The 23,913-nt window shown below is 48.2% G+C and carries 18 protein-coding genes; 3 read left to right on the top strand and 15 right to left on the bottom strand.

The features are described from left to right. Positions 1–9 precede the first annotated feature (9 nt). The gene (locus tag HNR77_RS01565) at positions 10–573 is read right to left on the bottom strand and encodes a GNAT family N-acetyltransferase (RefSeq protein WP_184180093.1); all 564 of its coding nucleotides are present in this window, start codon (positions 571–573) and stop codon (positions 10–12) included. Positions 574–870: 297 nt separating this feature from the next. Then, positions 871–1,344 (bottom strand): RbsD/FucU family protein, encoded by a 474-nt coding sequence (locus HNR77_RS01560; RefSeq protein WP_184180090.1) that lies wholly within the window; start codon positions 1,342–1,344, stop codon positions 871–873. A gap of 206 nt (positions 1,345–1,550) precedes the next feature. Here HNR77_RS01560 and HNR77_RS01555 point away from each other — a divergent pair, with 206 nt between their 5' ends. Both HNR77_RS01555 and HNR77_RS01550 read left to right on the top strand, forming a co-directional pair. Then, the gene (locus HNR77_RS01555) at positions 1,551–1,973 is read left to right on the top strand and encodes a MarR family winged helix-turn-helix transcriptional regulator (RefSeq protein WP_111269940.1); all 423 of its coding nucleotides are present in this window, start codon (positions 1,551–1,553) and stop codon (positions 1,971–1,973) included. 29 nt (positions 1,974–2,002) lie between these two features. Beyond that, positions 2,003–3,334, top strand: a complete 1,332-nt coding sequence (locus HNR77_RS01550; RefSeq protein ID WP_184180087.1) for an MFS transporter — start codon at positions 2,003–2,005, stop codon at positions 3,332–3,334. A 120-nt stretch (positions 3,335–3,454) separates the two neighbouring features. On the opposite strand, the gene bcbE is transcribed toward HNR77_RS01550, so the two are convergent. Both bcbE and yicI read right to left on the bottom strand, forming a co-directional pair. Further along, a complete protein-coding gene (gene bcbE, locus HNR77_RS01545) occupies positions 3,455–4,759 on the bottom strand; it encodes a bacillibactin exporter BcbE (RefSeq protein ID WP_184180084.1) in 1,305 nt (434 codons plus the stop codon). 144 nt (positions 4,760–4,903) lie between these two features. Next, a complete protein-coding gene (gene yicI, locus HNR77_RS01540; protein ID WP_184180080.1) occupies positions 4,904–7,222 on the bottom strand; it encodes an alpha-xylosidase in 2,319 nt (772 codons plus the stop codon). Positions 7,223–7,391: 169 nt separating this feature from the next. Here yicI and HNR77_RS01535 point away from each other — a divergent pair, with 169 nt between their 5' ends. Further along, positions 7,392–8,318 carry an AraC family transcriptional regulator gene (locus HNR77_RS01535; RefSeq protein WP_184180077.1) on the top strand — a complete coding sequence of 309 codons (927 nt, stop codon included), beginning with the start codon at positions 7,392–7,394 and terminating at the stop codon, positions 8,316–8,318. 141 nt (positions 8,319–8,459) lie between these two features. Here the strand turns inward: HNR77_RS01535 and HNR77_RS01530 are convergent, their stop codons facing one another. From HNR77_RS01530 to HNR77_RS01480, 11 genes are all read right to left on the bottom strand, one after another. Beyond that, entirely contained in the window at positions 8,460–9,389 is a 930-nt protein-coding gene (locus HNR77_RS01530; protein WP_184180074.1) for a hypothetical protein, read from the bottom strand. Between the two features lie 412 nt (positions 9,390–9,801). Further along, complete coding sequence (locus HNR77_RS01525; protein ID WP_260410237.1) at positions 9,802–11,607, bottom strand: adenine deaminase; 1,806 nt, start codon at positions 11,605–11,607, stop codon at positions 9,802–9,804. Between the two features lie 440 nt (positions 11,608–12,047). After that, complete coding sequence (helD, locus tag HNR77_RS01520) at positions 12,048–14,423, bottom strand: RNA polymerase recycling motor HelD (RefSeq protein ID WP_184180069.1); 2,376 nt, start codon at positions 14,421–14,423, stop codon at positions 12,048–12,050. A 104-nt stretch (positions 14,424–14,527) separates the two neighbouring features. Next, positions 14,528–14,989: a pyridoxamine 5'-phosphate oxidase family protein gene (locus tag HNR77_RS01515; protein ID WP_184180066.1), complete on the bottom strand. Its 462-nt coding sequence runs from the start codon at positions 14,987–14,989 to the stop codon at positions 14,528–14,530. Between the two features lie 95 nt (positions 14,990–15,084). After that, positions 15,085–16,152 (bottom strand): FUSC family protein, encoded by a 1,068-nt coding sequence (locus HNR77_RS01510; RefSeq protein ID WP_184180063.1) that lies wholly within the window; start codon positions 16,150–16,152, stop codon positions 15,085–15,087. A gap of 243 nt (positions 16,153–16,395) precedes the next feature. After that, complete coding sequence (locus HNR77_RS01505) at positions 16,396–17,085, bottom strand: HD domain-containing protein (protein WP_184180457.1); 690 nt, start codon at positions 17,083–17,085, stop codon at positions 16,396–16,398. Between the two features lie 20 nt (positions 17,086–17,105). Next, positions 17,106–18,545 (bottom strand): NAD-dependent malic enzyme, encoded by a 1,440-nt coding sequence (locus HNR77_RS01500; protein WP_184180060.1) that lies wholly within the window; start codon positions 18,543–18,545, stop codon positions 17,106–17,108. A 225-nt stretch (positions 18,546–18,770) separates the two neighbouring features. Beyond that, a complete protein-coding gene (locus tag HNR77_RS01495) occupies positions 18,771–20,843 on the bottom strand; it encodes a beta-galactosidase (protein ID WP_311768552.1) in 2,073 nt (690 codons plus the stop codon). Positions 20,844–20,897: 54 nt separating this feature from the next. After that, positions 20,898–21,983, bottom strand: a complete 1,086-nt coding sequence (locus HNR77_RS01490) for a glycoside hydrolase family 53 protein (protein ID WP_260410215.1) — start codon at positions 21,981–21,983, stop codon at positions 20,898–20,900. A gap of 32 nt (positions 21,984–22,015) precedes the next feature. Then, positions 22,016–22,894 carry a carbohydrate ABC transporter permease gene (locus HNR77_RS01485; protein WP_111269924.1) on the bottom strand — a complete coding sequence of 293 codons (879 nt, stop codon included), beginning with the start codon at positions 22,892–22,894 and terminating at the stop codon, positions 22,016–22,018. Positions 22,895–22,923: 29 nt separating this feature from the next. Next, positions 22,924–23,814 (bottom strand): ABC transporter permease, encoded by an 891-nt coding sequence (locus HNR77_RS01480; RefSeq protein ID WP_111269923.1) that lies wholly within the window; start codon positions 23,812–23,814, stop codon positions 22,924–22,926. Between the last annotated feature and the right edge of the window lie 99 nt (positions 23,815–23,913).

Raw genomic sequence — 23,913 nt, 5'->3', positions numbered from 1 at the left:
GTGTCTCTCTTACGCTTCATTTCCAGAATAAACACTACGTTCATAATACATGAAGCCCTGATCCTGTGTATACGCTTCAGACTCATATAATGCTTGAGCATGCAGATTACTCACAGCAGTGCTTAGCGTAATACGGATGATCTGTTGTTTCTGTGCCTCTCCGGCAACGGCCTGTAACAGTTTTCTTGCAATCCCTTGCTTTCGGTAAACCGAATCGACATATAGATCGTTCAGTACCCAGATCGGTCCCATAGAAACGGAACTAAAACTGGGATAAATCTGCACAAAACCAGCAGCCAGCACCTGTGATTCGCCAGAATAGTGTGATACGGATTCTGCTTCAGCTGACGCGCACTCACCTGCTTCACCTAATTCAGCAATAAAAATGATAGATTCCTCATTACGGAATCGTTCCTGGATAAAACAGCGGGCTCCCTCCAGATCTGAATGCTGACCGTAAAAAATACGGTAATTGTTAAAAAGCCTTGATACTTCAGAAATGTCGTTTTCTCCGTTCGCTTGTCTGATTCGAACTTGCACGTCCTGCGTTTGCTGCATTTCTATTTCCTCCATAGCCCTCAAATCCTCCCTGTGCTTCATATCTTCATGCACCTCATATCTTCCTTAATTTAATTGTAAAAGAAATCTTCGTTGTGCCCCATTCATCAACTGAAGCAAAGTTTGCAGTAAATGATGCGTAGGCCAGAAATGCAGCAGCTTACGAATTGGCATTCGCTCTTACGCGATACAGCCTTTACTGTTCTGGTTGAGTCGATGCCCATGTATATACTGTCGTCTACTGGCTGCGTTCGGGTAAACACAAAAAGGCAACGAAAGCCTCGCCAGCCCCGTCGCCATAACTTTGATTGTCTATTTGAATTCCAGATTCAGCTGCCCTTGGGCATGGCCTGGTTCAGGAAAGATAACACCCTTTTTCAAAATCAGATTCGCATATTGCGCCCGTTCCCCTGTGGCAACAATGACATAAGCTTTGGCGGCCCGTTCATAAAAATCAAAGCGTTCCTCATACTCCAATGCATCGGTTATGCCTTCATGCTCTTCAATGATTCGCCGGTAATCCTCCCAGATGATCGGTATGACGGGATCTCCCTTAACCACCTGCATTACAGCGGCGGGCTTCTCTACATACGTATCCAGCGGAAACAATTGTAATACGGCCTGTAGCAGCTGCACAGCGTTTACGCCATCACAGCGTATCAGTCGCTGCGCATGACTGGCTGCCGGAAAGTTGGCATCCGAGATTACAAGTTCATCGCCATGCCCCATCTCGGACATGAATTTAAGCAGCTCGGGCGGAAGTATGGCAGGGATATTTTTTAGCATCATTAAACGCTCCTTACACACGAATTGAATTGCCTTGAAAGCCGTTTCATTCCTATTCTAACAGGATTCTGTGTGCTTTGCACCGGGATGCAATCACCTTGAAAGCATAAATTGGCTTTGACAAAATTACTTGTTTCACATATAGTTGTTATAACAATTAAATGAATTTAAACGATGTTATTTCGGAAAGAGAGGCTCATTGATACATGGATTATTCTCTGGAGCAATCCGTTGGATTCATGCTCGGACTCACCCATCGCAAATCAGCCGCACTGCTGGCATCTCAATTCAAGCCATACGATATCACGACAGAGCAGTTCTCTGTCCTTTTTAATGTGAATCGTTCAGAAGGTGTGAACCAGAAGGAGATCGCCGGGCTTGTTTTCAAGGATCAGCCAACCACAGCACGAATTATTGATTTGCTTGAGAAGAAAGGCTGGGTCGAACGCCGGACAAGCGAACATGACCGCCGGGCATATCTGCTGTATATAACCAAGGAAGGCAAAGCTTTAATTGATATTCTAGTACCGATCGAAAGAGCAATGAATAAAAAACTTGCAGAAGGTATACCCGCAGACCAGATGGAAGCCTTTAAGCATACTCTTTCCCTCATCAATCACAATCTGTAACTATCACAACTCAGGGGGAATGTCTCACCATGAAAGAACAATCTGCACCTGTCCGATTATGGACAACCGATTTTATTTTGCTAATGTTATGTAATTTTCTGCTGTTTCTTCAACTGCACATGATCGTTTCACCCCTTCCCTCATATGTACAGGATCGTTTCCACGCCAATGCCTTTCAAGTCAGTCTCTTCACCTGTCTGTTCGCATTGAGTGCCATTGCGGCAAGGCTTTACTCCGCCAAGGCGCTGGAGAAGGGTTTGCGTAATGCGATGATCTATATCGGTCTGTCTGTAGCCCTGCTCGCCACGCTTGGCTATTATTTTGCTGCCGGCATTGCTGTGCTGTTGCTGCTGCGCATGTTGTTTGGTGTTGGATTCGGCATGAGCAGCACCGCCTTCCCAACGATGGCCTCTGACATTGTGCCCGTGAAGCGGATGGGTGAAGGCATGGGATACTTTGGTCTGTCAACAAGCCTTGCGATGTCCATGGGTCCAATCATCGGTGTTACGTTGCTGCAAGGGGCCGGATTTGTGACACTTATGGTGTGCACTGCGGCTGTTATCGCTGTAATCTATCCACTCAGTTACAGCCTGACCCGCAAAAAAGCGGCTCAAACGCAGCAGGCTGCTTCAAGCCAACACTTACAGCAGGCTGCCGAACCCGCTGCGGTAACTGTATCGGGTGCTCCATCTTCTGCATCGGGTGCTGCCGGGAAAACAACCTTTAACCGCAAACTGATTCTTCCTAGTATACTGAACGGCCTGTTATCCATTACTTACGGTGGACTGGTTGGATTTATCGTCCTGTTTGGCAAGGAAGCTCATCTTGCGAATCCGGCTTTGTTTTTCCTATTTAACGCTATGGCTGTATTGCTTGTCAGACCTTTTGCTGGTCGTATTTACGACAGCAAAGGACCTAAAGCTTTATTAATTCCAGGTGCCGTATGTATCGCACTCGGACTTGTTATCCTATCCACAGCATCAACGATGCCGGTACTGTTTGCAGCAGCATTTATGTACGGGATTGGTTATGGCTCCATGCAATCGTCACTGCAAACCTGGATGATTCAAGTGGTCTCCCCTGCTCAGCGGGGAATGGCTAATGGCATGTTTTTAAATACGCTTGATCTCGGGATTGCTACCGGAGCGCTTCTGCTTGGTTCCATCGCTTCCCTGACCAGCTATACCGAAATGTATCGTTACTCTGTATTGTTCATGGTGCTCTTTCTGCTGATCTATCTGATCCAGGGTAAACGGAGCGGCAGTTTTCAGATTCAGACGCATCCGCTGCTGTCACACACACACATCACGGCATCCGATGCTTCTGAGCAGAACACTTCCGGTTCTGAGAATAGAAAATAGACCTCAGCGCATTGCACAACAAAAACGCGTTTACACCGGGCAGCAGTTTATTTGCTCTCGGAGTAGACGCGTTTTTTATTTTACCCTTTTAGACATAAAAAATTACTCAGATACGTCATGTCAAAATGGACTTTTTTTACGACGCAAAGGGACTCTGTATGCTGGGTTTGTTTCGTTCTCTTGCTCGTGCTGATGCCGCTGCTTCGAATCTCCTTCGGAGGACGACTGCCCTCCCTTATTCGGCTTCACCGCTAACAAGGTAAGTAAAGCCCCGGCTGCACCTGATGCGGCCAGAATGCCAAACAGCAGGAAATGATGGGCTCCAATGAGCAAGGACACGACAGGCGGGCCCAGTGATACTCCGATAAAGCGCATACTGCTGAACAAAGCTGTAATCGTACCCCGCTGTTTTTTGTCCACCCCTTCGGTTATTAACGTATCGAGACACGGCAGTGCAGCCCCGATTCCGACGCTTCCTAGCGTAAATAACCCCACGACAACATAGATATTGTCGAACATGCCTATGATCCCCAGCGATACGGTAACCAAGGCAAGCCCCGTGAAGCCCAGCCATTTCATTTTGGATTTGTTTTTCCCGATCCATTTGCCCGCAAAAAAAGAAGCAAGACATAACGCGGCCAGCGGGATCGCCAGTACAAGGCCTTTCACCACACCCTTTAACGCAAATTCACTCTCCAGTGTCTCCGAAAGGTAATACAGCACGCCAAAAAGAAGGAACATGCAGATGCCGCCAATGGCAAACAACGCATATAACCAACGCCCTTTTTGTTTTAATACGCCACGGATGGACGCAATAAATTCAGAGAAGGTCTGGGGTTTCTCGCTCCTCTTCGGTGTTTTGACCAGAAATATAACGAGCAATAGCGAAATCAGACAAAGCACCGGAACAGCCAGAAACGGGGAATACCAGAGCCAGACCGCCAGCGCTGCTCCGAGAATCGGGCTGAGCACTTTGCCAAACGTATTGGAGGTTTCAATAATGCCCAGGCTTTTACTGACCTGATCTTCATCCTTAAACATGTCCCCCACCAGTGGAATGACAATGGGAAAAGCACCTGCCGCACCGATCCCCTGTAAAAACCTTCCCGCAAGAATCGTCCAGTAAGCGATATCACCTTGCATTATCCATGCTGCAGCACCAGCAACACCCCCACCGACCGCCGCAATAACAAGACTGGGGATAATGACCACTTTCCTGCCGAATCGATCCGATAAATATCCTGCCAGTGGAATCAGCAGAATCGCAACTACAGCATATACCGTAATCAGCATACTGACCTTGAATGAAGATACCTTCAATTCCCGTTCAATCTGTGGCAAAATCGGTATAAGCATGGAGTTCCCCAAGGTCATAATCACAGGGATGGAAGCAAGTGCGACGAGGTCCCACTTTTTATCAGACATACCCTAACCACCTTCGCAGATTGTACACACAACAGCGTTATTGTCGGTCTAACCAAGGTTGATTATTCAGGATATGTCAAATAAACAAACAGACGGTGCCTCACGCACCGTCCGTTCCTATTTCCTATTTCCTATTGTAACATGTTACAGCTCTATAGTAAGCTCGCTTGTCCCTGATGCTGCAGCTACGATTACCCCATGTGAGCCAGCTTGCTGCGTACCACCATCTACACTTGATACCGAATCAATGCCACGAAGCACGATGCTCCACGGCTTGCCTGCACCTTCTGCGCGAACCGACAGCTTCGACCCGCTGCGTGATACTGCGACTTGCAATTCCCGCTCTGCGGTTTGATTAACAACTACAGCCTGTGCTGTCTCTCCATCAGCAAGTTCAAATAAATGCAGGGATACATTGTCGGCAAAATCATAATCCGGTTTGCTGTCAACTGCACCAACCGCGATCAGACTGTTTGGCTTGATCATCATTGGCAGTGTTTTGAAGTCATGATTTTCACTGATCCAGCGTCCTCCCTCAACCTTGGCTCCTGTCAGATAATTGGTCCATGTTCCTTCAGGCAGGTAATAACGAACGTCGCCTTTTTTGTTGAAGATCGGCGCAACCAGGATCGAGTCACCAAACATGTACTGCAGATCAAGCGTCGCACACGTTGGATCGTCTGGATACTCCAGCACCATTGCCCGCATCATAGGCAGACCCTGTACAGAGGATTCAACCGCAGAGTTAAACAGGTAAGGCATCAGGCTCAGCTTCAGCTTCGTAAAGTCACGCACAACATCGACAGCCTCTTCATCGAATAACCAAGGTACACGGTACGATTCATTACCATGCAGGCGGCTGTGGGAAGAGAGCAGGCCAAACTGTACCCAGCGTTTGTATACATCTGGCTCGGCTGTCGCTTCGAATCCGCTGATATCATGGCTCCAGAAGCCGAACCCGGAGAGGCCCAGAGACAATCCGCCGCGCAGTGATTCTGCCATGGAGGAATAGTTGGAAGAGCAGTCTCCTCCCCAGTGTACTGGGAATTGTTGACCGCCTACGGTAGCGGAGCGTGCAAACAAGGCGGCTTCATTTTTACCCAGGTTTTCTTCGAGCACATCAAATACTGCCTTGTTGTACAGGAAAGTATAGTAGTTGTGCATTTTCACCGGATCAGAACCGTCATGGTATACAACATCGGTCGGAATTCTTTCGCCAAAGTCGGTTTTGAAGCAGTCCACGCCCTGGTCAATCAAACCTTTCAGCTTGTCTTTGTACCATGCAGTTGCCTCTGGATTCGTGAAGTCCACAAGCCCCATGCCCGCCTGCCATTTATCCCACTGCCATACACTGCCATCAGCCGTCTTGACGAGATAACCTTTTTCCATGCCTTCATCAAATAGAATGGATTTCTCGGCAATATACGGGTTGATCCATGCACAGATTTTGAGTCCCTTGTCCTTCAAACGCTTCAGCATGCCTTCCGGGTCCGGGAACATGTCCTTGTCCCATTCAAAGTCACACCACTGATATTCCTTCATCCAGAAGCAGTCAAAGTGGAAAACAGAAAGCGGCAGATCACGCTCAGCCATGCCGTCAACAAAGTGACTCACCGTCGCTTCATCGTAATCCGTTGTGAATGACGTTGTCAGCCACAGTCCAAACGTCCATGCTGGCGGCAAAGCCGGTTTGCCAGTCAGCTTGGTGTAGTTGTCCAGCACCTCTTTGGGATTGGCACCACCGATAATAAAATACTCCAGCGTTTCTCCTTCTACACTGAACTGCACCTTTGATACATTTTCAGAAGCAATCTCGTAGGATACCTTTTCAGGATGATTGACAAATACGCCATAACCTTTATTCGACAGATAAAACGGAATGTTCTTGTAGGCCTGCTCGCTGCTTGTGCCGCCATCCTCATTCCAGATATCCACAACCTGGCCATTTTTCACAAACGGAGTGAAGCGTTCACCAAGGCCATAGACATACTCGCCCACACCCAGCTCCAGCTGCTCCCGGAAAAACACCCCTTCTGTCGCTGACTCGATATATGCCGGGCCTCTCCAGCCGCTGCCTGTCAGACGTTTATCGTTATAATGGAAGCCTATATCCCAGCCCTTGGATTTGTTCACGCTTACACGAAGATTTCCGCTTTTCAGCTCTGCACCATGCTCATCTTGTGTAATTTGCACATCGGTATTCAACGTGTTCAGAGCAAACTCAGGACCCGGATTGACTTTGCCCTTGTGGTGATTTAACTGTACACGAATGACGTCAGGCATTGGAGAGCTGTAGGTTGCTTTGAGCAGCGTTCCGTTCAGGGTGTCCCCTTTGCGCTCAATACGTTTTGTTGCTGCATATACGGTAAAGGAATCGCCCTTTTGTACAATATCTCGAACGTCCGCAGGATTTTGAACATGATATCCATCACGGATCTGCCAATAGCCATCTGTAAATTTCATCTTGGATTACCTCCTTCGGTTATACTATAATGATATTGATATAAATAATGAATTTCTTCTTCTATTTTGACTAAATATATCATTATTTTGATATTTCAAAGGTTATTTAGCTGATTATCGATATATATTGCAAACGATTACATCTTTTCATGGATACAAGGGGGACATTATGGAACGTGAACGTTTAAGGGAGGATCGTATTCATGGCAATGCCATGTATCCGGTAAGTGTGTATCCTGACATTCAGCAGCTGAATGGGGACAGCATTCTCGATTGCCACTGGCATGACGAGATGGAGTTTACGATGGTGACGCAGGGCTCTGCCGTGTTTCAGATTGACATGAACCGAATTGAGGTCAAGGCAGGAGAGGCTATTTTTGTTCATCGGGGCGAGATTCATGCGGGCAACCTGAGAGGCACGGAGCCTTGTATGTTTTCCTCTATCGTGTTTCACTCCGATCTGCTTGGCAGCCATAGCTTTGACGCAGTGCAGGAGAAATTTATCGTTCCCATCATACGAAAAAATGTACGACTCCCCTCTCATATCACGCCGGATGAAGCCTGGGGAGCAGAAGTGCTGGAATATCTGGAGCGTATCTTCGCAGATCACGCAGCCGGAGCAGTAACCTGTGAAATGACTACGAAAGCCTATCTCTATCTGATGTTTGCCCGTATGTTTGAGCATCGTAAGCAGCTGCCGCTCAAAGGCTCTGTTCATGGAGGAAGCCCTGACAAGGTGGAACGTCTGAAATCGGTGCTCGGTTATATTCACAAGCGTTATCCTGAACCGCTCAAGCTGAAAGAACTGGCGGAAGAAGCGAATATGAGCGAAGGGCATTTCTGTCGTTTTTTCAAACAGATGGTACAGAAGAGTCCGGTGGACTACATTAATTATTACCGTGTACAGCAGGCCTGCCTGCAGCTTGAGAATACGGATCATAAAATTGTCGACATTGCGATGGACGTTGGTTTTGAGCATCTGAGCTACTTTATTACCACCTTTAAAAAACACAAACATACCACCCCGTCCCATTATCGCAAAATGTTTACGCACAACCTGAACCTGGAGCCTGACTCCCTTAGCCAGCTTATCTAAAATAAATAAAAAAAGGTGCTGCAGCGATCACTTCTGCAAGCACCTTTTTAAAGTTAAAACAGGAACAGCTGTCGTTCAGGTATGCCTTCAAGCTTCCTTTCCTTTATGGAACAGTTGATACTTGCTCTTCTCATGCACACCTTATTTCTTTAATGTTTGCCAGGACGTGTACTCATGAATGGAGAAACCGTTGAAGGATGGATGCACACTGGCCATTTTCTCTACAAGCTTCAACTGCTCTTCCATGTAAGCTTCTCCCTCTTCGTAAAACGTAATAAAATCCCCTTCCTTGCTCTGCTTCGTTTCTACAGCAATCGAGATGGTTTTGCCTACAGAGGCTGCATCGATCAATTCATCCTTCGCAACATTATAGATCGCGGCCGCTGTGTCCCGATAAGCCATAATCGTGATGGAATCGAACTTGCGAATCATCCAGCTGCTTACCGCCATCGTGGAATTTGGAATTTTGTAATTGTCCAGCCAGAATGGCAAATCTGCTCCGACCGGTATTTTCATAGCCGCAGCGCGTTCCACAATATAATTCACATTGCCCTGCCACTGTGTGATGACACTCGCCTGATTTGTTTTCCACTGCGGATGTACATGTGGCTCAATATCCAGATGAATGCCAGCAAACTTCTCCTGGGACAGCGCCTGTGCCTGATATGCCTCAATCCAGTCCATAAAAGAAACGATCTGATCCCGGCTCTCCGTCAGCCCCCATGCAGAACGTCCATCCATGATATCAACAGCGATGTTCTGTGCCCGTGCAAGACGAATAAAGCTTTTATATTCAGGAATTTTAATGTCCCGGTTTATTTGCAGATAGATGGTATTCACATTGTTCTCCGCAGCAAATTGCAGCACATCCTGTGCATTGCTTCTGATCTGGGTTGTATCCCATACCCAGGTTGCTCTCACAGGATGATCCAGATGGCCATGGATTTCAGTGTAGCTGTCCACAGGTTCATCGGAACCGATAGCAGATACCTCGGAAGAACAGGCTGTGCTCAAACACAAGATCAGACAACTCATCAGCAGCAGGAAACGAATCTCTCTTTTAGTTTTCATATTTATACACTCCCTTGAAGTTATGCAGCTCTTACGTATAAATCCGGATGAATTGTTGTCGTTTATTATTCACTTTTGCACTTTAATGGAAGCACGATGAATGAAAACTTCTTCTATACGCAATATCACCTCTAAGACTCACGACGAAAGAATCATATAACTTTATTTCGGGAATTCACAGTTCTGAATACATAGGTCAAAAGTCACAAATATTAATATTTTATGTAAAATATAAATTCTAACCACGACTTCAGTCATCATCCTTGTTTTGAGAGAGACAATTCTACAGACCTAGTGAGCGCTTTCTTTTCCCAAGACAAAAAACCGCCCGAAGGCGGCCTGTAATTCAGCAATATTTATTATGATCTTTTGTTCTGATTGCACGGACATGTTATTTGTCTCTGAGGTCAGCTTAATCCGCAGCAGGCTCATCATCAAAGAGCGAAACCCGCTCAATGCCTTCTGCTGAGATTCGCACCAATCCAATGTCAGACAAACGCAGCTCAGGAATAACTACTAAAGCAAGCAGGGACAGCGTCATAAACGCATTATTCAGCGTACAGCCAGCCGATTGCAACGCCTCGCTGACTGCTGCCGATTGCTCGGCTACAACTTCGAATGGTTCCACCGACATGAGTCCTGCAATACGAAGCGGGAACTCCGTCACGCCTGCATTCGTTACAACAGCTACACCGCCTTGCATAGAGATGACCCGATTGCCCGCTTCCGCCATGAGCGCATCATCGTTACCGATAATCAACAGATTATGGCTGTCATGAGCTACCGTCATTGCGATGGCAGCCGGAGATGTGAACCCGATGCCTCCAACCAGAGCTACGGCGCGATTTCCGGTTTGTTTATGACGTTCCAGCACCGCAATTTTGCATACATCACCCGTCACGGGGAGAACCACCTTGCCGCCCTGCACACTCACCTGCACACGCTTCTCCTTCGTCTCCACATGATTCTCTGTCACGTGAATCACTCGTGCACCAATGGTACCTTGTATAATCGGAGCAGCCAGCTCCAGGTCCCGAGGCTGAATATTGGCTTCCAGCTTCACCGTATTCAAAGCCTCTTCAGGATACGTGAAGGTATCCCATACCGCTGTCATTTTGCCATTCTCGGCCACGACTTGCCCTGCAGCAATCGTCATGCCTACACGCACATCGGCCAAGCGTCCGTCCAGCAAAATAATGTCAGCTATGTTGCCTGGAATCACCGCCCCGATATCACGCGCTACGCCGAAGCGTTCGGCTGTATTAATCGTTGCCATCTGGAATGCCGTTACGGGCTTCACCCCTTGAGAGATCGCCAGTCGAACCACAAAGTCCATATGCCCTTCCTTGAGCAGGGATTCAGAGCTGCGATCATCTGTCACCAGCATCATCCGGCGGGTATCCAGTCCAAGCTCCGTACAAGCTTTAATGGTCTCGGCAACGTCATGCCATGCAGACCCCTGACGCATCTTCGCATACATGCCAAGCCGCAGCCGTTCCACGACATCCTCTTTGGTTACACACTCATGATCCCCTGTAACACCACTTGCCGCATAAGCGGGCAGGCGCCAATCATCCGATGCCCATGTAAAATGACCATCTGCCACCTTGCCTGCGCGCAGTGTCGCCTGGATCTCCCCGATCATCGTTTCATCTCCATACACGACCCCCGGGAAGTTCATGACTTCACCCAAACCAATCATATCAGGCCCCCAGGAAAGAGCTTCCGCTACTTCTTCAGGGCCAATAAATGCCCCCGTCGTTTCCAGTCCCGGATGAGTGGAGGGAACACAGGAGGCTACTTGCAAATAGGCAGCCATCGGTGTAGTCCGTGCTTCATCCAGCATCAGCCGTAGTCCCTTTAGACCAAGCACGTTTGATATTTCATGCGGATCGAAAAAACCACCGGTCGTTCCCGAAGGCAATACTGCTCTTGCGAACTCGGACACTTTCATCTGTGTGCTCTCGATATGACAATGACCATCCAATAAACCAGGAGCAATATACTTGCCTTTTGCTTCAATAATTCGGGTGTGCTCTCCAATCGTATGGCTTACATCCCTGCCGACATAGGCAATTCTCGCCCCTTGTACAGCGACCGACATGTCTGGCAAAATCTCTCCCGATATGACGTTAACCAATGTACCGCCACGAATCACCAATGTTGCCTTCATATCTCCCCGTGCTGTAGCAACCAGATCGGGTACGCAATCGGCCATCAGCGGCCGTTCAAAAGCTGATTTATTCAAGCTACCTGCCTCCTTCATTCAACGCTCCAAAAAAATAGATTGTTACGATTATATGAGTCTTGGCTTCATGTGTAAAGAAAAATTACATCAATTGTGTATACACACAATGAAATCCACCTGAATTATCAATATACACTAAAAAGTGTCTGTTTACTTCACCAAACAAATCAGGTCTCTTCTCAATATAAGCATGCACATAAATCTGGATACAGCATACACATAAATCTGGATACAGCATACACATAAATCTGGATACTACATATACAAAAATCTCGATACTACACATATAAAAATCTCGATAAGGCATGCAAAAAAAGGCTGGACAGAAGTTTGGATTCTGACCAGCCTTTCTTAATGCAACTCCGATAGCGATTAACGATTAGCGTACAACGAGCAGCGGAAAACCAGCATTACTCTACACGAGTCGCAGTCATATCACTCACCTCATACCATTCCTCTGACTGTGAGGTAATAAACGGGCTCGGTTTGCCCAGACAATATACATGCAGCAGATGCATCGCTCGCGTACAGGCTGTATAGAACAGCTTGCGTTCCTGTTCATGGGAATAGGCTGCAGCAGACCCGTCATAGATCAATACCACGTCAAACTCCACACCTTTCGCCAGATAAGCAGGCACGACATGAACACCCTGCTCGAAAGCAAGTGTCGTTTTTTTGATCAGCTTGGGCGCAGTGTTAAGCTTCTCACTGAGAAGCGCGTGAACTTCACTGCTCTCCTCTGCTGTTTTGCAGATGACCGCGACCGATTCATATCCCTGCTCAATCAGATGATGAAGATCAGCCGTAATATGATGCATATGCTTCTCAAGATCAGCCGTTACGATCACTTTAGGCTTCTCACCGCTTCGATTAAACGGAATAATGTGCTCTCCCCCCGGAACCATGCCCCGTGTAAACTCAACAATCTCCATGGTGGATCGATAACTGCGCGTCAATTCGATAACCTCTGTATTCTCCGGTCCATATAGATCACTCAAAGGTCCCGTTCCGCTTAGCACAGACGAATGAGCGTAGATCGCCTGATTGAAATCACCCAAAGCCGTAATTTTGGCATGCGGGAACAGCCTTTTCATAAAGGCCAGCTGAAATGCAGAATAATCCTGCGCTTCATCGATAATCACATGACGGATGCCAGAGTTAATATGGAACCCAAGCAGCAGCTCTCGCAAATACAGATATGGTGTGATATCCTCATAAGCCAATTCCTGCAGCTTCAGCCTGCGCAGCGTCATCGTGGAGATCGCCTCCCAATGCGCGGGCAGCGGTTCGTTTTCCAGCAAACGCACCATCTGTGCCTGGTCCTGAAACAGGTTTGCGTACAGCTGACGGATATCGACAAAACGCAAGGATTTGATCCATTTACGCAGAGGTTTGAGCCGGTCACTGACTACCATTCTGGCCAGAATCTCTCTTTCCTGCTGGAAGTCATCAAACGTATGCGATTTCCCCTTCTGTTTGCGTTTTAACCGTTGATAAGCTCTCTGCAGGTCCTCAGGTTCCATTACATCCAGCTGCTGATCCACCCAAGGCGCATTTAATTCACTCTTGCCAAATGTAGATAGCTCCTTCAGCAGCCAGTCCCGCAGCAGCTCCAGTCGACTCACCAGCTTGACAGATGAGCCAAAGCTATAAAATTTCTCAGCCATCGCTTCCGCATCCACAATTACTCTGCCCTGAAAACGCACTGGCTTGAATTTCATGCCACCGGAAAGCATGCTCTCTTTATAACGTGTGATGACCTTCTGAAAGGATGCAGAGGACTTGAAGCGAATACTCGACATCCGTGCATCGTACTCCGGCTCCTGCATTGCTGTAAGCACATATTCAAGCTGAATAAACGGGTCCTCCAGCTGATATTCCCGGCCCAAGCGACGCTCCAGATACTCCTGAAATGTCGTCTGCAGCATGTTCTCTTCTCCAAGCTCCGGCAATACCGTCGATACATAGCTGTTAAACATCGGATTCGGTGAAAAAAGAACCATCTGATCCGCTTGCAGATGCTCGCGGTATTTATAGAGAAGATAAGCTACCCGCTGGAGCGCAGCAGAGGTTTTACCACTACCTGCCGCTCCCTGCACGATCAGCATTCGGGTCCGGTCATTGCGGATAATCCGGTTCTGCTCCTTCTGGATCGTTGCTACAATGCTTTTCATCTGGGCATCCGACGTTCGGCTGAGCACGGCCTGCAGCAGCTGATCACCGATGGTCACGCCCGTATCAAACATAAACCGAATTCGTCTGTCCCGAATAACAAATTGTCGCTTCATCTCGATCTCTCCGCTGATTTCACCGCTTGGTGTACGATAGGAGATCGGTCCCGGTGCACCGTCGTAATACAGGTTGGAGATCGGTGCACGCCAGTCGTAGATCAGAAAAGACTCCTCCTTCTCATCCAGCAGTGAAGCAATGCCCAGATAGATTCGCTCTGCATCTGCATATCCATCTTCTTTGAAATCAATGCGCCCGAAATAAGGAGAATGATGCAGCCGTTTCATTTTATCCAGAGCCGCAGCTGTATTCAGATGACTTCGTTCGCGATCAGACAACACCTGCGACTGCTGCCGCATACTCGTTGACGTCTCCCCGACATCATCTGCTTCACTGAAGTTCATGGTGACCTCGTCCCAGAATTCTTTTCTCATCTCGACCACTTCACCACGGAATGAACCTGCTTCTTCTTCCAATGCAGTAATTCGATGCTCAATCAGGTCAGTGACTGAATTCACTCGCTGTTGTTCCTCATTCCATTGCTGTTCTGTACTCATTTGTTGATGCGCCCCTCTTTCCCCGGATTGTGTCTTCTAAATAGCCATTGGACAAGCCCGAAAAGGCAATGGTATAAGTTCTTGTTTTTCCAATCGTTACTCGTCTACTTTTTCAGGTCCTCAATTGTAGCTGCCCAGCGCGCCAAAGCACCGGCTTGATCTTTTAATTGAAAGGTAATGCCTGACGTTATTTCAGCATAAGGTGCCTCATCTATACGAATATGCCGGATGTTGCCCTCATATCTGTCGCGCGGATGCACGGCCTCTGCCAGGGCTGGCAAAGGGCGGACTTCCAGCCGGATGTGCAGCAAATGCTGTCCATGAATTGCAATTAAAGTAGCCTTACCTGTTTCCATCATATTCATACTTGTTTGAGTTCCTTGCCAAAGTGCGAGTCTGAGGCAGGTTGGGCTTATAGCCACCACTTCTCCCATGCTAATCATGGCCGTATGTGCCCACTGCCCGTCTGTTACCGTCAGCAGCTGCATAGCCTCATGCTGCTTGGTCTCCAGCCTGCCTCCATCTAACCATTCCATCAGTTCTGTATCCAGCTGCTCTATATGCATATCTTTATCCCTCAATTCCCTGACCCAATAGACCAAACAGCCCGGACGCTGCTGTCCGGGCTTGGTTGTTATTCTATTGTATATGATTTTCCAGGCTAAGGCCATTTCAGCCAGTTCAGCATAGTATCCTGTGACTCTTTATCCTCGCTGACACTGTGCACATGATCCGCCAGCCGATTCAAGCGTTCCAGCTGATAGCCATAATCATAGATGGCTGCGGCTACGATGGATAATCGTAACATACCTTCCTTGTCGATATCAAACTGCGTAATCGCCTGCTCCATGAAATGATCATTATCCGTCACAAACTGTGCTGCTTCCTCACCATTCGGTTTTAACTTGTCTTCGAATTTAAGTAAGGCATGCTCATGGAACTTGATCACCCGCTCCAGATGTGTATCAAAGAACAGATCCATCTCCGGGGTACGCTGTGCCTGGAAGTAATGACGTTCAACGGAATCCAGCACATCATATCCTTTTTGCAAACTAAGCAGCATCTGCTTGTATACGACCATCTGACGGGTTTCGCTGAATTTGGCGCGTTTCATCTTCTTCTGCTCTTCCTCAAACAGGTGATACTTGTCAGATAAAGACTTGATCGAGCCGCCCAGCGTATTTTTCTCCTCCCGGAAAATAACCTCTTTAATCTCATCGGAGATCGAGGTGCGAAGCAGTAAGGACATGCCGCTAAATACACTTTGAATCTGCTTTACAAACTGCACCTTGGGTTTGGGCGGAAACACCGAGATGTTAATCAGAAATGCAGACACGATGCCTACAAGAGTCAGCAGGAAACGATTCAGTGCAAAGTGCCAATCACCCGAAGCTTCCATAATAGAGACTACCGTGACAAGTGTCAGGCCTACCGTCTCACCCATATTTAATTTAAGACAGATCATAATAACAAGCACAATAATTAACCCGACTGCGATGGGTTCGTTGGACAGCACCATGCCCCCGAGCAAAGCCACAATGGCTCCCAGCGTCGTTGTCTGCAGCTGATCCAGAAAATATTTCCACGAACGATAGATGGAAGGCTGCATCGCAAAGATCGCTGCAATCGCGGCAGGCACAGGAGATTGCGGGTTCAGAAACAGGCTGCTCAGATATAAAGCAAGCGTGACCGCTATACCTGTCTTAAGTACACGTGCTCCAAATGACATGGCATCCCCCTCCTCTTACCCGGCCTGTTCGTTCACTTTTAATGATCATCATGTTCATTATTACCCCATATTTCGTTTTTTGCCTGAATGAGTTCAGGAGAACGATTTATTGTACCATGAGAGGTTATGCCTTTGCTATTCCCAGTTCCATGAACGTATTAGATATCATTAAAAAAAGCTTCATCCCTTTGCTGGTGTTCTGAGCATAATTTAACCCAAAACATGCAAAAGGATGAAGCGGATTCACATTAGTGCTTCCCATTCGTTCTTGAACTGCTCCACGAACTGCACCATATAATCATGACGCTGCTGAGCCAGCTGCCTGCCGCGGGAGGTATTCATCAAATCTTTGAGCTTGAACAATTTTTCGTAAAAATGATTAATCGTTGTGCTGCGCTCATTGCGATACTGCTCACGGGTCATCTGCTCCCGCGGCGGAAGTGAAGGATCGTACATTTCTCGCCCGCGGGCGCCGGCAAATGCAAAGGTACGGGCAATGCCGATGGCACCCAGTGCATCCAGACGATCTGCATCCTGCACAACCTGGGCTTCAAGAGAGCTGAGCGCAGCTCCTTGACCGCCTGCATACGAGATCGTGCTGATAATGTTCAGCACCGCTTCCCGTGTTTCTGGAGTGAGCGGCTGCGAATCCAGCCACGCGTGCAGCTTCACCATGCCTGCCTCCAGACTATCATTCAGCTTCTCGTCCGGTACGTCATGCAGCAGCGCAGCCAGTTCACAGATGAACGGATCAGCGCCTTCGTCATGTGCCAATCTGGCTGCAAGTCTGGTGACGCGCTCAATATGAGTCCAGTCGTGTCCATCGGCATGCCGGGAAGCATCCTCCTGCACAAAAGCACGAGCCGCGCGCAAAATGGATTCATTCACCGGATGATGCGATCGCTCAGATGCATTAGGTAAATCGGAAGTCATGTTAGGTAAATCCGAAGTCATCAGGATTCTCCACCTTCACGCGGCTGCTCACGCGGCACACGTCTTGCCACTCCCGTCTTGATTGCCGCTTCAATGACACGACTGCGCATGGATTTAACCACTTTATCGTTAAATACACTCGGGATAATATAATAACGTGTACGCTCTTCGTCCGATATGGATGAGGCAATCGCCTGAGCAGCTGCCAGCTTCATTTCTTCATTGATTTCTGTTGCCCGGCAATCCAGTACTGCTCGGAACATACCCGGGAAACAAAGCACGTTATTTATCTGGTTCGGATAATCCGAACGGCCTGTCGCCATAACGGCTACAATATCCTCGACCAGAGCAGGCATAATCTCAGGCACCGGATTCGCCATAGCAAATACGATCGGATTGTCCGCCATGGTCTGCACATCCTCGCGTGTAAGCAGATTGCCTCGGGACAAGCCGATAAAAACATCGGCATGGCGAATAACCTCCCGCAAGGAACCCTTCTCCATATCGGGGTTAGTACGTGCCGCATACTCCGTCCAGACCTCGTTTTCATACGTGTTTGTACGTATGATCGCGCCCTCGCGATCCACTCCGATCAGTCGCTTCGCACCGGCAGATAACAAAATATTGCTGCAAGCTACACCCGCTGCTCCTATGCCGCACACCACAATCTTAACATCCTCGATGGACTTGCCAACCAGCTTCAGCGCATTAATCAGACCTGCATACAATACAACCGCTGTACCATGCTGGTCATCGTGGAACACCGGAATGTCCAGTTCTTCATTCAGGCGGCGTTCAATTTCGAAGCAGCGCGGGGAAGAAATATCCTCCAGATTGATACCGCCAAACGCCGGTGATATCGCTTTCACAGTTCGAATGATTTCTTCAGTATCCTGAGTATCCAGGCAGATCGGGAACGCATCGACACCTGCAAACTGCTTGAACAGCATCGCCTTACCTTCCATAACCGGCATCGCTGCACGCGGCCCGATATTGCCAAGCCCCAGTACCGCACTGCCATCGGAGACAACGGCGACTGTATTTCGTTTAATCGTTAATGAGAAGGCTTTACCCGGTTCTTCGGATATTGCAGAGCATACCCGGGCCACATCCGGCGTGTACACACGTGACAGGTCTTCCCGGTTATGAATCGGGGTCTTTGGTGTCACTTCAATTTTGCCGCCCAGATGCAGCAGGAATGTCCGGTCTGACACGTTAACGATGGACACGCCTTTAAGCTGGCGTACGGCTTCTATAATTTTACTGTTATCCTGTGAGTCGGTGACTGCAACAGTCAAGTCCCGCACACTGACATCCTGATTGGTCGAAATGACGTCAATGGCAATGATGTCTCCTCCAGCTTCCGAGATGGCCGAGGCCACTTCGCCAAACTTGATATCTTTCGTTGTCATTTCCAGCCGTATAATAATGCTGTTGCCGTCCAGATTTCTCTGATTCATTTCAATTCCTCCCAGACAATGAAAGTCTAAAGTTGACAAGTTACGTATTTGTCTTCGCTACGTGGACACGATTATCCTTTATCTTGTCCAGAAAAAGTACAGAAGCCCCATTTCAGCATCAAAAAAAGATTACCCAAGCACCTGTTCCGAGGCACCCGGGTAATCCAGTTATTGTTGTTTCATCTTATTTTACACAAATGATGTTTCACTTCACCAACAATGGCATTACTTGCGATTCGCCGTTCTGCGCAGCACACGAATGTCGTAAGGCTGCAAGTCCAGGCTCGCTTCAACCGCTTCACCACTCAGTACATCTGTGTAAGCATGACTGTCGAGTTGAACCTGTTTCTCATGCTCGGTGTAGTTTTGAATGAATACATAATCGGAATTCCCGTCTGTACGCACATGAGCCGTTGTACCTGCAGCCAGCTCGGACTTGAGTCCGCGCTCCAGGTCAAGCTCTGCAATCAGCTTGCCGTAGAAATCATCATAAAACGGTGCTTTCATACGTGCAGCCATGTAGTAGGCTTTACCTGAGCCAAGCTCGTTCACGGTCAATGCCGGACGTCCTGCATAGAAGTCGGAACGATAGGAAGCAAGGGACTTCGCACCCTCCAGATGAATCAGATCACAGAGCTCAATTGCATCATACTCCGCTGTAAGTCCAAGCGCATTGCCCTGCTCTGGAATAATGCCATTGAGTTCCCGATCATGCAGTCCGTCGATCTCTTCGGACCAGATGCCCAGCGTTTTGCGAAGTGGTCCAGGGAATCCACCCAGGAAGCACAGATCATTCTCATTAACGATGCCCGACCAGTATGTCGCTACAAAAGTACCGCCCTGCTCCACAAATCTCTCGATCCGTTCGCCTACACCCTCACGAACGAGGTAGAGCATGGGTGCAACAAGCACTTTGTATTTGGACAGATCGGCATCCATATCAATCACGTCCACCGCTACACCTTTTTTCCAGAAGGCTTCATAGTGAGCTTCTACCGTCTGCTCGTATTTTACGCCGATATTACGCGGGCCCTGTGAATCATTCACAGCCCAGCGGTTTTCCCAATCGAAGATGATTGCGACTTCCGCCGGAACCGATGCACCTACGATATCCTGCATGCTCTGCAGCGCTGTACCTACGTCTGTAACATCCTTGAACACACGTGTATGCTCAGTACCTACATGGTCAACCACGGCGCCATGCAGCTTTTCGCTGGACCCGCGGCTTTTTCTCCACTGGAAGTACTGCACGCTGTCTGATCCGTGAGCTACCGCCTGCAAGGAGGACAACAGATGCATGCCCGGACGCTTCAGCTTGCTCACATCCTGCCAGTTGGTTGAGCTTGGCGTGCTCTCCATCAGCAGGAACGGCTGTCCACCTTTAATGGACCGTACAATATCATGCATCATCGCAATACGGGACGCCTGCTTCGCATCATCCTCTGCATCATGCCATGTCGGGTAGCTGTCCCAGGAAAGAAAATCGAGAATATCTGCGAACTTCCAATAGTTGAGACCACCGTAGAATTCCATCAGGTTGGTTGTCACAGGCAGATTCGGATTTTTCGCCTTGAGTGGTTTCGTCTCGTGTACGATGAAATCTGCTGTCTGATCCGTTACGAAACGGCGCCAGTCCAGATTCATTGCATGGACCTGAGTCTCACCATGCGGTGCTGGAGATTCGACCTGACTCCAATCTGTCACCGTATGGCTCCAGAATGTTGTCCACCACGCATGATTCAGCTCATCCAGCGTTTTGTATTTGTTTTTCACCCAGCCGCGGAATGCCTCCTGACAGTAATCACAGTGGCAATCCCCGCCGTATTCATTCGAAATATGCCAGCCAATGACGGCCGGATGATCTGAATACCGCTCAGCCAGTCTTGTGTTCATCTCCGTCACTTTTTCACGATACACCGGGGACGTATAACAATGGTTATGACGGAAGCCATGAAGGTTACGAACCCGGTTCTCGGAGACACGCAGCACTTCAGGATACTTTGCCGACATCCACACCGGACGGGCACCACTTGGTGTAGCCAGGAAAGCATAGATGCCACTCGCTGCGAAACGATCCAGCACCTGATCGAGCCATTCAAACGTATATACGCCTTCTTCCGGTTCAAGTGAGACCCAGGAGAAAATACCGATGGACATCACATTGCATTTGGCTAATTTCATCAAACGAATGTCTTCTTCCAGCACCTCTGGATAACGAAGCCACTGCTCCGGGTTATAGTCGGCACCATGCAGCATATGCGGTGCTTTGGAGCTTACAGGTGGAAATTTGTATGTCATTTATGAAAACTCCCTTGCTGTTGAATTACGATAATTTTGCTTTGGCACACCTTATTAAACGAAGGATGTGGCATTCAGTTCTTGCGCCGCAGTTAACGCCTTAAATGAATCGAGCTTGCGACCTTTGAAATCAAACATGGTCAGATTACCCCAGTTGTTCGGGTGTCCTACAGACCATTCTTCCTTGCTTGGAATCCATGCTGGCTCCCAATAATAGAAGCCATGGCCCAGACCACCGGGAACCTCGCGTATAATCTGCAGCATATCCTGCAAATATCGGGTTTGGCCTTCTACCGTTGCAGGATATCCTGGCAGCAGCATGTCTTCCTGATTCATAATCCATTCAATACCTTCCGGCTGCTCCAGCGTCCATGGGTAAGCGGTCTCCACAACGTTGATTGGCTTGCCGTAGCGCTTGGCCAGATCATTCAGATTGTCACGCAGCGCATCCAGCGTTCCGTGCCACCAAGGATAATAGGACAAGCCGATGACGTCAAACTCAACACCCAGCGCTTCAAAGCGATCATAGAATTTGCGACTCTCGGCATTATCACCGCCGCGGTCAATATGAATCATAATTTGGATCGAAGGATCAACCGATTTCACAGCAGCAATGCCATATTTCACAAGCCCGGCAAAACGCTGCCACTGCTCGTCTGTATCATGCTCTTCGCCGCCGACACGCCCATCATCCCACAACATGCCTGGTGTAATTTCATTGCCTACCTGAACCATATCCGGCAGAGCATCGTGTTCCTTTAATGCGCGAAGCACATCCGCTGTATATGTGCATACCGCCAGTTTAAGCTGTTCATAGGACAGGTTCTCCCACGCTTTCGGCTTCCACTGGTTAGCCGGATCAGCCCAGCGGTCCGAGTAGTGGAAGTCAAGCAAAAATTGCAAGCCCTGTGCCTTGATTCGTTTCGCCACTTCAATTGTGCGCTCCAGATTACAGAATCCGCCGACCGGATCATTCCAGATACGCAGCCGGATCGCATTGGCATCATTCAGCTTGAGAATGGTGAGCAGATCTGCTTCTTTGCCATCCGCATCACGATATGTCCCCCCATGCTGTTCAATCTCGTCCATAAATGACACATCCATGCCGAGAACAAATGGTTGTTTGGTTGATTGATTCAAAATATCAGCCTCCATGAATTAGGGATTCAGGCTCAGCCTTTCACTGAGCCCAGTGTCATACCTTTTACAAAATACCGCTGCAGGAATGGATATACAATCAGGATTGGCGCACTTCCGATAAAAATCTGAGCTGCACGTACCGTTGTCTGGGAGATCGTTTCCATCTCCTTCGGATTCATCGCCATCGTACTCATATCCCGTTTGATAATGACGGTCTGCATGAATGTTGCAAGCGGATAGTCTTTGGCGTTGTTCATATACAAGAGACCGTCAAACCAGGAGTTCCAGTGAAACACCATACTGAACAGTGCAATGGTTGCGATGGAAGGCATGGAGATCGGCAGGAAAATGCTGAACAGTGTTCTGAAATGGTTGGCTCCGTCCATCAGGGCTGCTTCTTCAAGCTCTTTCGGAATGCCGCGGAAGAAATTCAGCATCAGGATGACCAGGAAGGTGTTGACTGCACCTGGCAGCACCAGTACCCAGAAGGAATCCATCAGACCAATCTTTTGAATCACCATGTAGAATGGAACCAGACCGCCGTTGAAAATCATGCTGAATACGAAAATCCAGGAGTATACGGTTCTGCCTTTAAACTCACTGTTTTCCTTGGACAGCGGATATGCCGCCAGGAAGGTAATTAACAGCGTAATGCCTGTACCAATAACGGTACGCAGCAGTGAAATCCAGAGTGAGTTCAGAAAGATCGGATTGTTCATTGTTTTTTTGTAAGCTTCAAGAGAGAAGCCGACTGGCCAGAGACTGACCAGGTTGGCATCTGCCGCAGCTTTGTTACTGAAGGATACAGCCAAAACGTGAATCATCGGTACAATACACATGATGGCGACCAGAATGAGAAAACTGATATTGATAACGTTAAATACACGATATGACTTTGATTTATGATACATCGTAGTCCCTTCCTTCTCTGTTCATTCAATTAGAATATGCGGTATCCGGCGTATTTCTTGGCGAGGCTGTACGATACGAGAATCAGCACCATACTGATCACGGATTTGAACAAGCCAATGGCTGTGGCGAAGCCCATCTCACCGTTTTCCAGCGCCGAGCGATATACGAATGTATCAATGATGTCTCCCGATTGATATACAAGCGGGTTGTACAGGTTGAAGATCTGGTCGAATCCGGCATTCAATACGTTACCAAGCGCGAGCGTTCCTACAACCATCAGCATCGGTACGAGAGACGGAATTGTAATGTGAAGTGTCTGCTTCCAACGATTCGCTCCGTCGATCTCGGCAGCTTCATACAGTGCCGGGTTAATACCTGCCAGTGCAGCCAGAAAGACAATCATGTTATATCCGAATTCCTTCCACACATCCGTAACAATGATCGTTGGTCGGAACAAGCTGTTATCTCCGAGGAAGAAGTACGGTCCGAGACCGAAGGTGCCGAGTACCCGGTTCACCAGACCACCTGTTGACAACAGATCAAGCAAAATGCCGCCCAGAATGACCCAGGACAAGAAGTGAGGCAAATATACGAGCGTTTGGATCGTTCGCTGAATGGCCATCTTGCGAACCTCATTGAGCAGGATGGCAAACACAAACGGTACAAACAAGTTGAAAATCAATTTGAGTACAGCGATGATCAGCGTATTCCAGATGACCTGCAAGCTGTCCTCCCGTTCGAATAAATATCTAAAGTTATCAAGCCCGACCCAGTCCGAGCCGCTAATGCCAAGCCATGGTTTGTAGTTCTGGAATGCCATAACAATTCCGCCCATAGGCACATAACTGAAAATAATCAGAAAGATGATAGCTGGCAGCAGCATTACGTGGAATGGCCAAGTTCGTTTTAAAGTTCTCATGATTGCTCCCCCTGTAATTCTTCCTACTCAAGTACTCCCTGAGTGGCTTATAGGCAAATTATATCAACCTTCCAGCACCCTCAAACAGCGCATAAAAGC

It is taken from the genome of Paenibacillus sp. JGP012 (assembly GCF_014203995.1).
In the GTDB taxonomy this organism is placed as follows: domain Bacteria; phylum Bacillota; class Bacilli; order Paenibacillales; family Paenibacillaceae; genus Paenibacillus; species Paenibacillus silvae.
The sequence above is the reverse complement of the archived record's forward strand: the minus strand, read 5'-3'. Positions and strand labels throughout refer to the sequence as shown.

Bases quoted from the DNA above. Each gene is read 5' to 3' on its own strand.
- HNR77_RS01565 (WP_184180093.1), bottom strand. From the start codon at position 573: ATGGAGGAAATAGAAATGCAGCAAACGCAGGACGTGCAAGTTCGAATC.
- HNR77_RS01560 (WP_184180090.1), bottom strand. From the start codon at position 1,344: ATGCTAAAAAATATCCCTGCCATACTTCCGCCCGAGCTGCTTAAATTC.
- HNR77_RS01555 (WP_111269940.1), top strand. From the start codon at position 1,551: ATGGATTATTCTCTGGAGCAATCCGTTGGATTCATGCTCGGACTCACC.
- HNR77_RS01550 (WP_184180087.1), top strand. From the start codon at position 2,003: ATGAAAGAACAATCTGCACCTGTCCGATTATGGACAACCGATTTTATT.
- bcbE (WP_184180084.1), bottom strand. From the start codon at position 4,759: ATGTCTGATAAAAAGTGGGACCTCGTCGCACTTGCTTCCATCCCTGTG.
- yicI (WP_184180080.1), bottom strand. From the start codon at position 7,222: ATGAAATTTACAGATGGCTATTGGCAGATCCGTGATGGATATCATGTT.
- HNR77_RS01535 (WP_184180077.1), top strand. From the start codon at position 7,392: ATGGAACGTGAACGTTTAAGGGAGGATCGTATTCATGGCAATGCCATG.
- HNR77_RS01530 (WP_184180074.1), bottom strand. From the start codon at position 9,389: ATGAAAACTAAAAGAGAGATTCGTTTCCTGCTGCTGATGAGTTGTCTG.
- HNR77_RS01525 (WP_260410237.1), bottom strand. From the start codon at position 11,607: ATGGCCGATTGCGTACCCGATCTGGTTGCTACAGCACGGGGAGATATG.
- helD (WP_184180069.1), bottom strand. From the start codon at position 14,423: ATGAGTACAGAACAGCAATGGAATGAGGAACAACAGCGAGTGAATTCA.
- HNR77_RS01515 (WP_184180066.1), bottom strand. From the start codon at position 14,989: ATGCATATAGAGCAGCTGGATACAGAACTGATGGAATGGTTAGATGGA.
- HNR77_RS01510 (WP_184180063.1), bottom strand. From the start codon at position 16,152: ATGTCATTTGGAGCACGTGTACTTAAGACAGGTATAGCGGTCACGCTT.
- HNR77_RS01505 (WP_184180457.1), bottom strand. From the start codon at position 17,085: ATGACTTCCGATTTACCTAATGCATCTGAGCGATCGCATCATCCGGTG.
- HNR77_RS01500 (WP_184180060.1), bottom strand. From the start codon at position 18,545: ATGAATCAGAGAAATCTGGACGGCAACAGCATTATTATACGGCTGGAA.
- HNR77_RS01495 (WP_311768552.1), bottom strand. From the start codon at position 20,843: ATGACATACAAATTTCCACCTGTAAGCTCCAAAGCACCGCATATGCTG.
- HNR77_RS01485 (WP_111269924.1), bottom strand. From the start codon at position 22,894: ATGTATCATAAATCAAAGTCATATCGTGTATTTAACGTTATCAATATC.
- HNR77_RS01480 (WP_111269923.1), bottom strand. From the start codon at position 23,814: ATGAGAACTTTAAAACGAACTTGGCCATTCCACGTAATGCTGCTGCCA.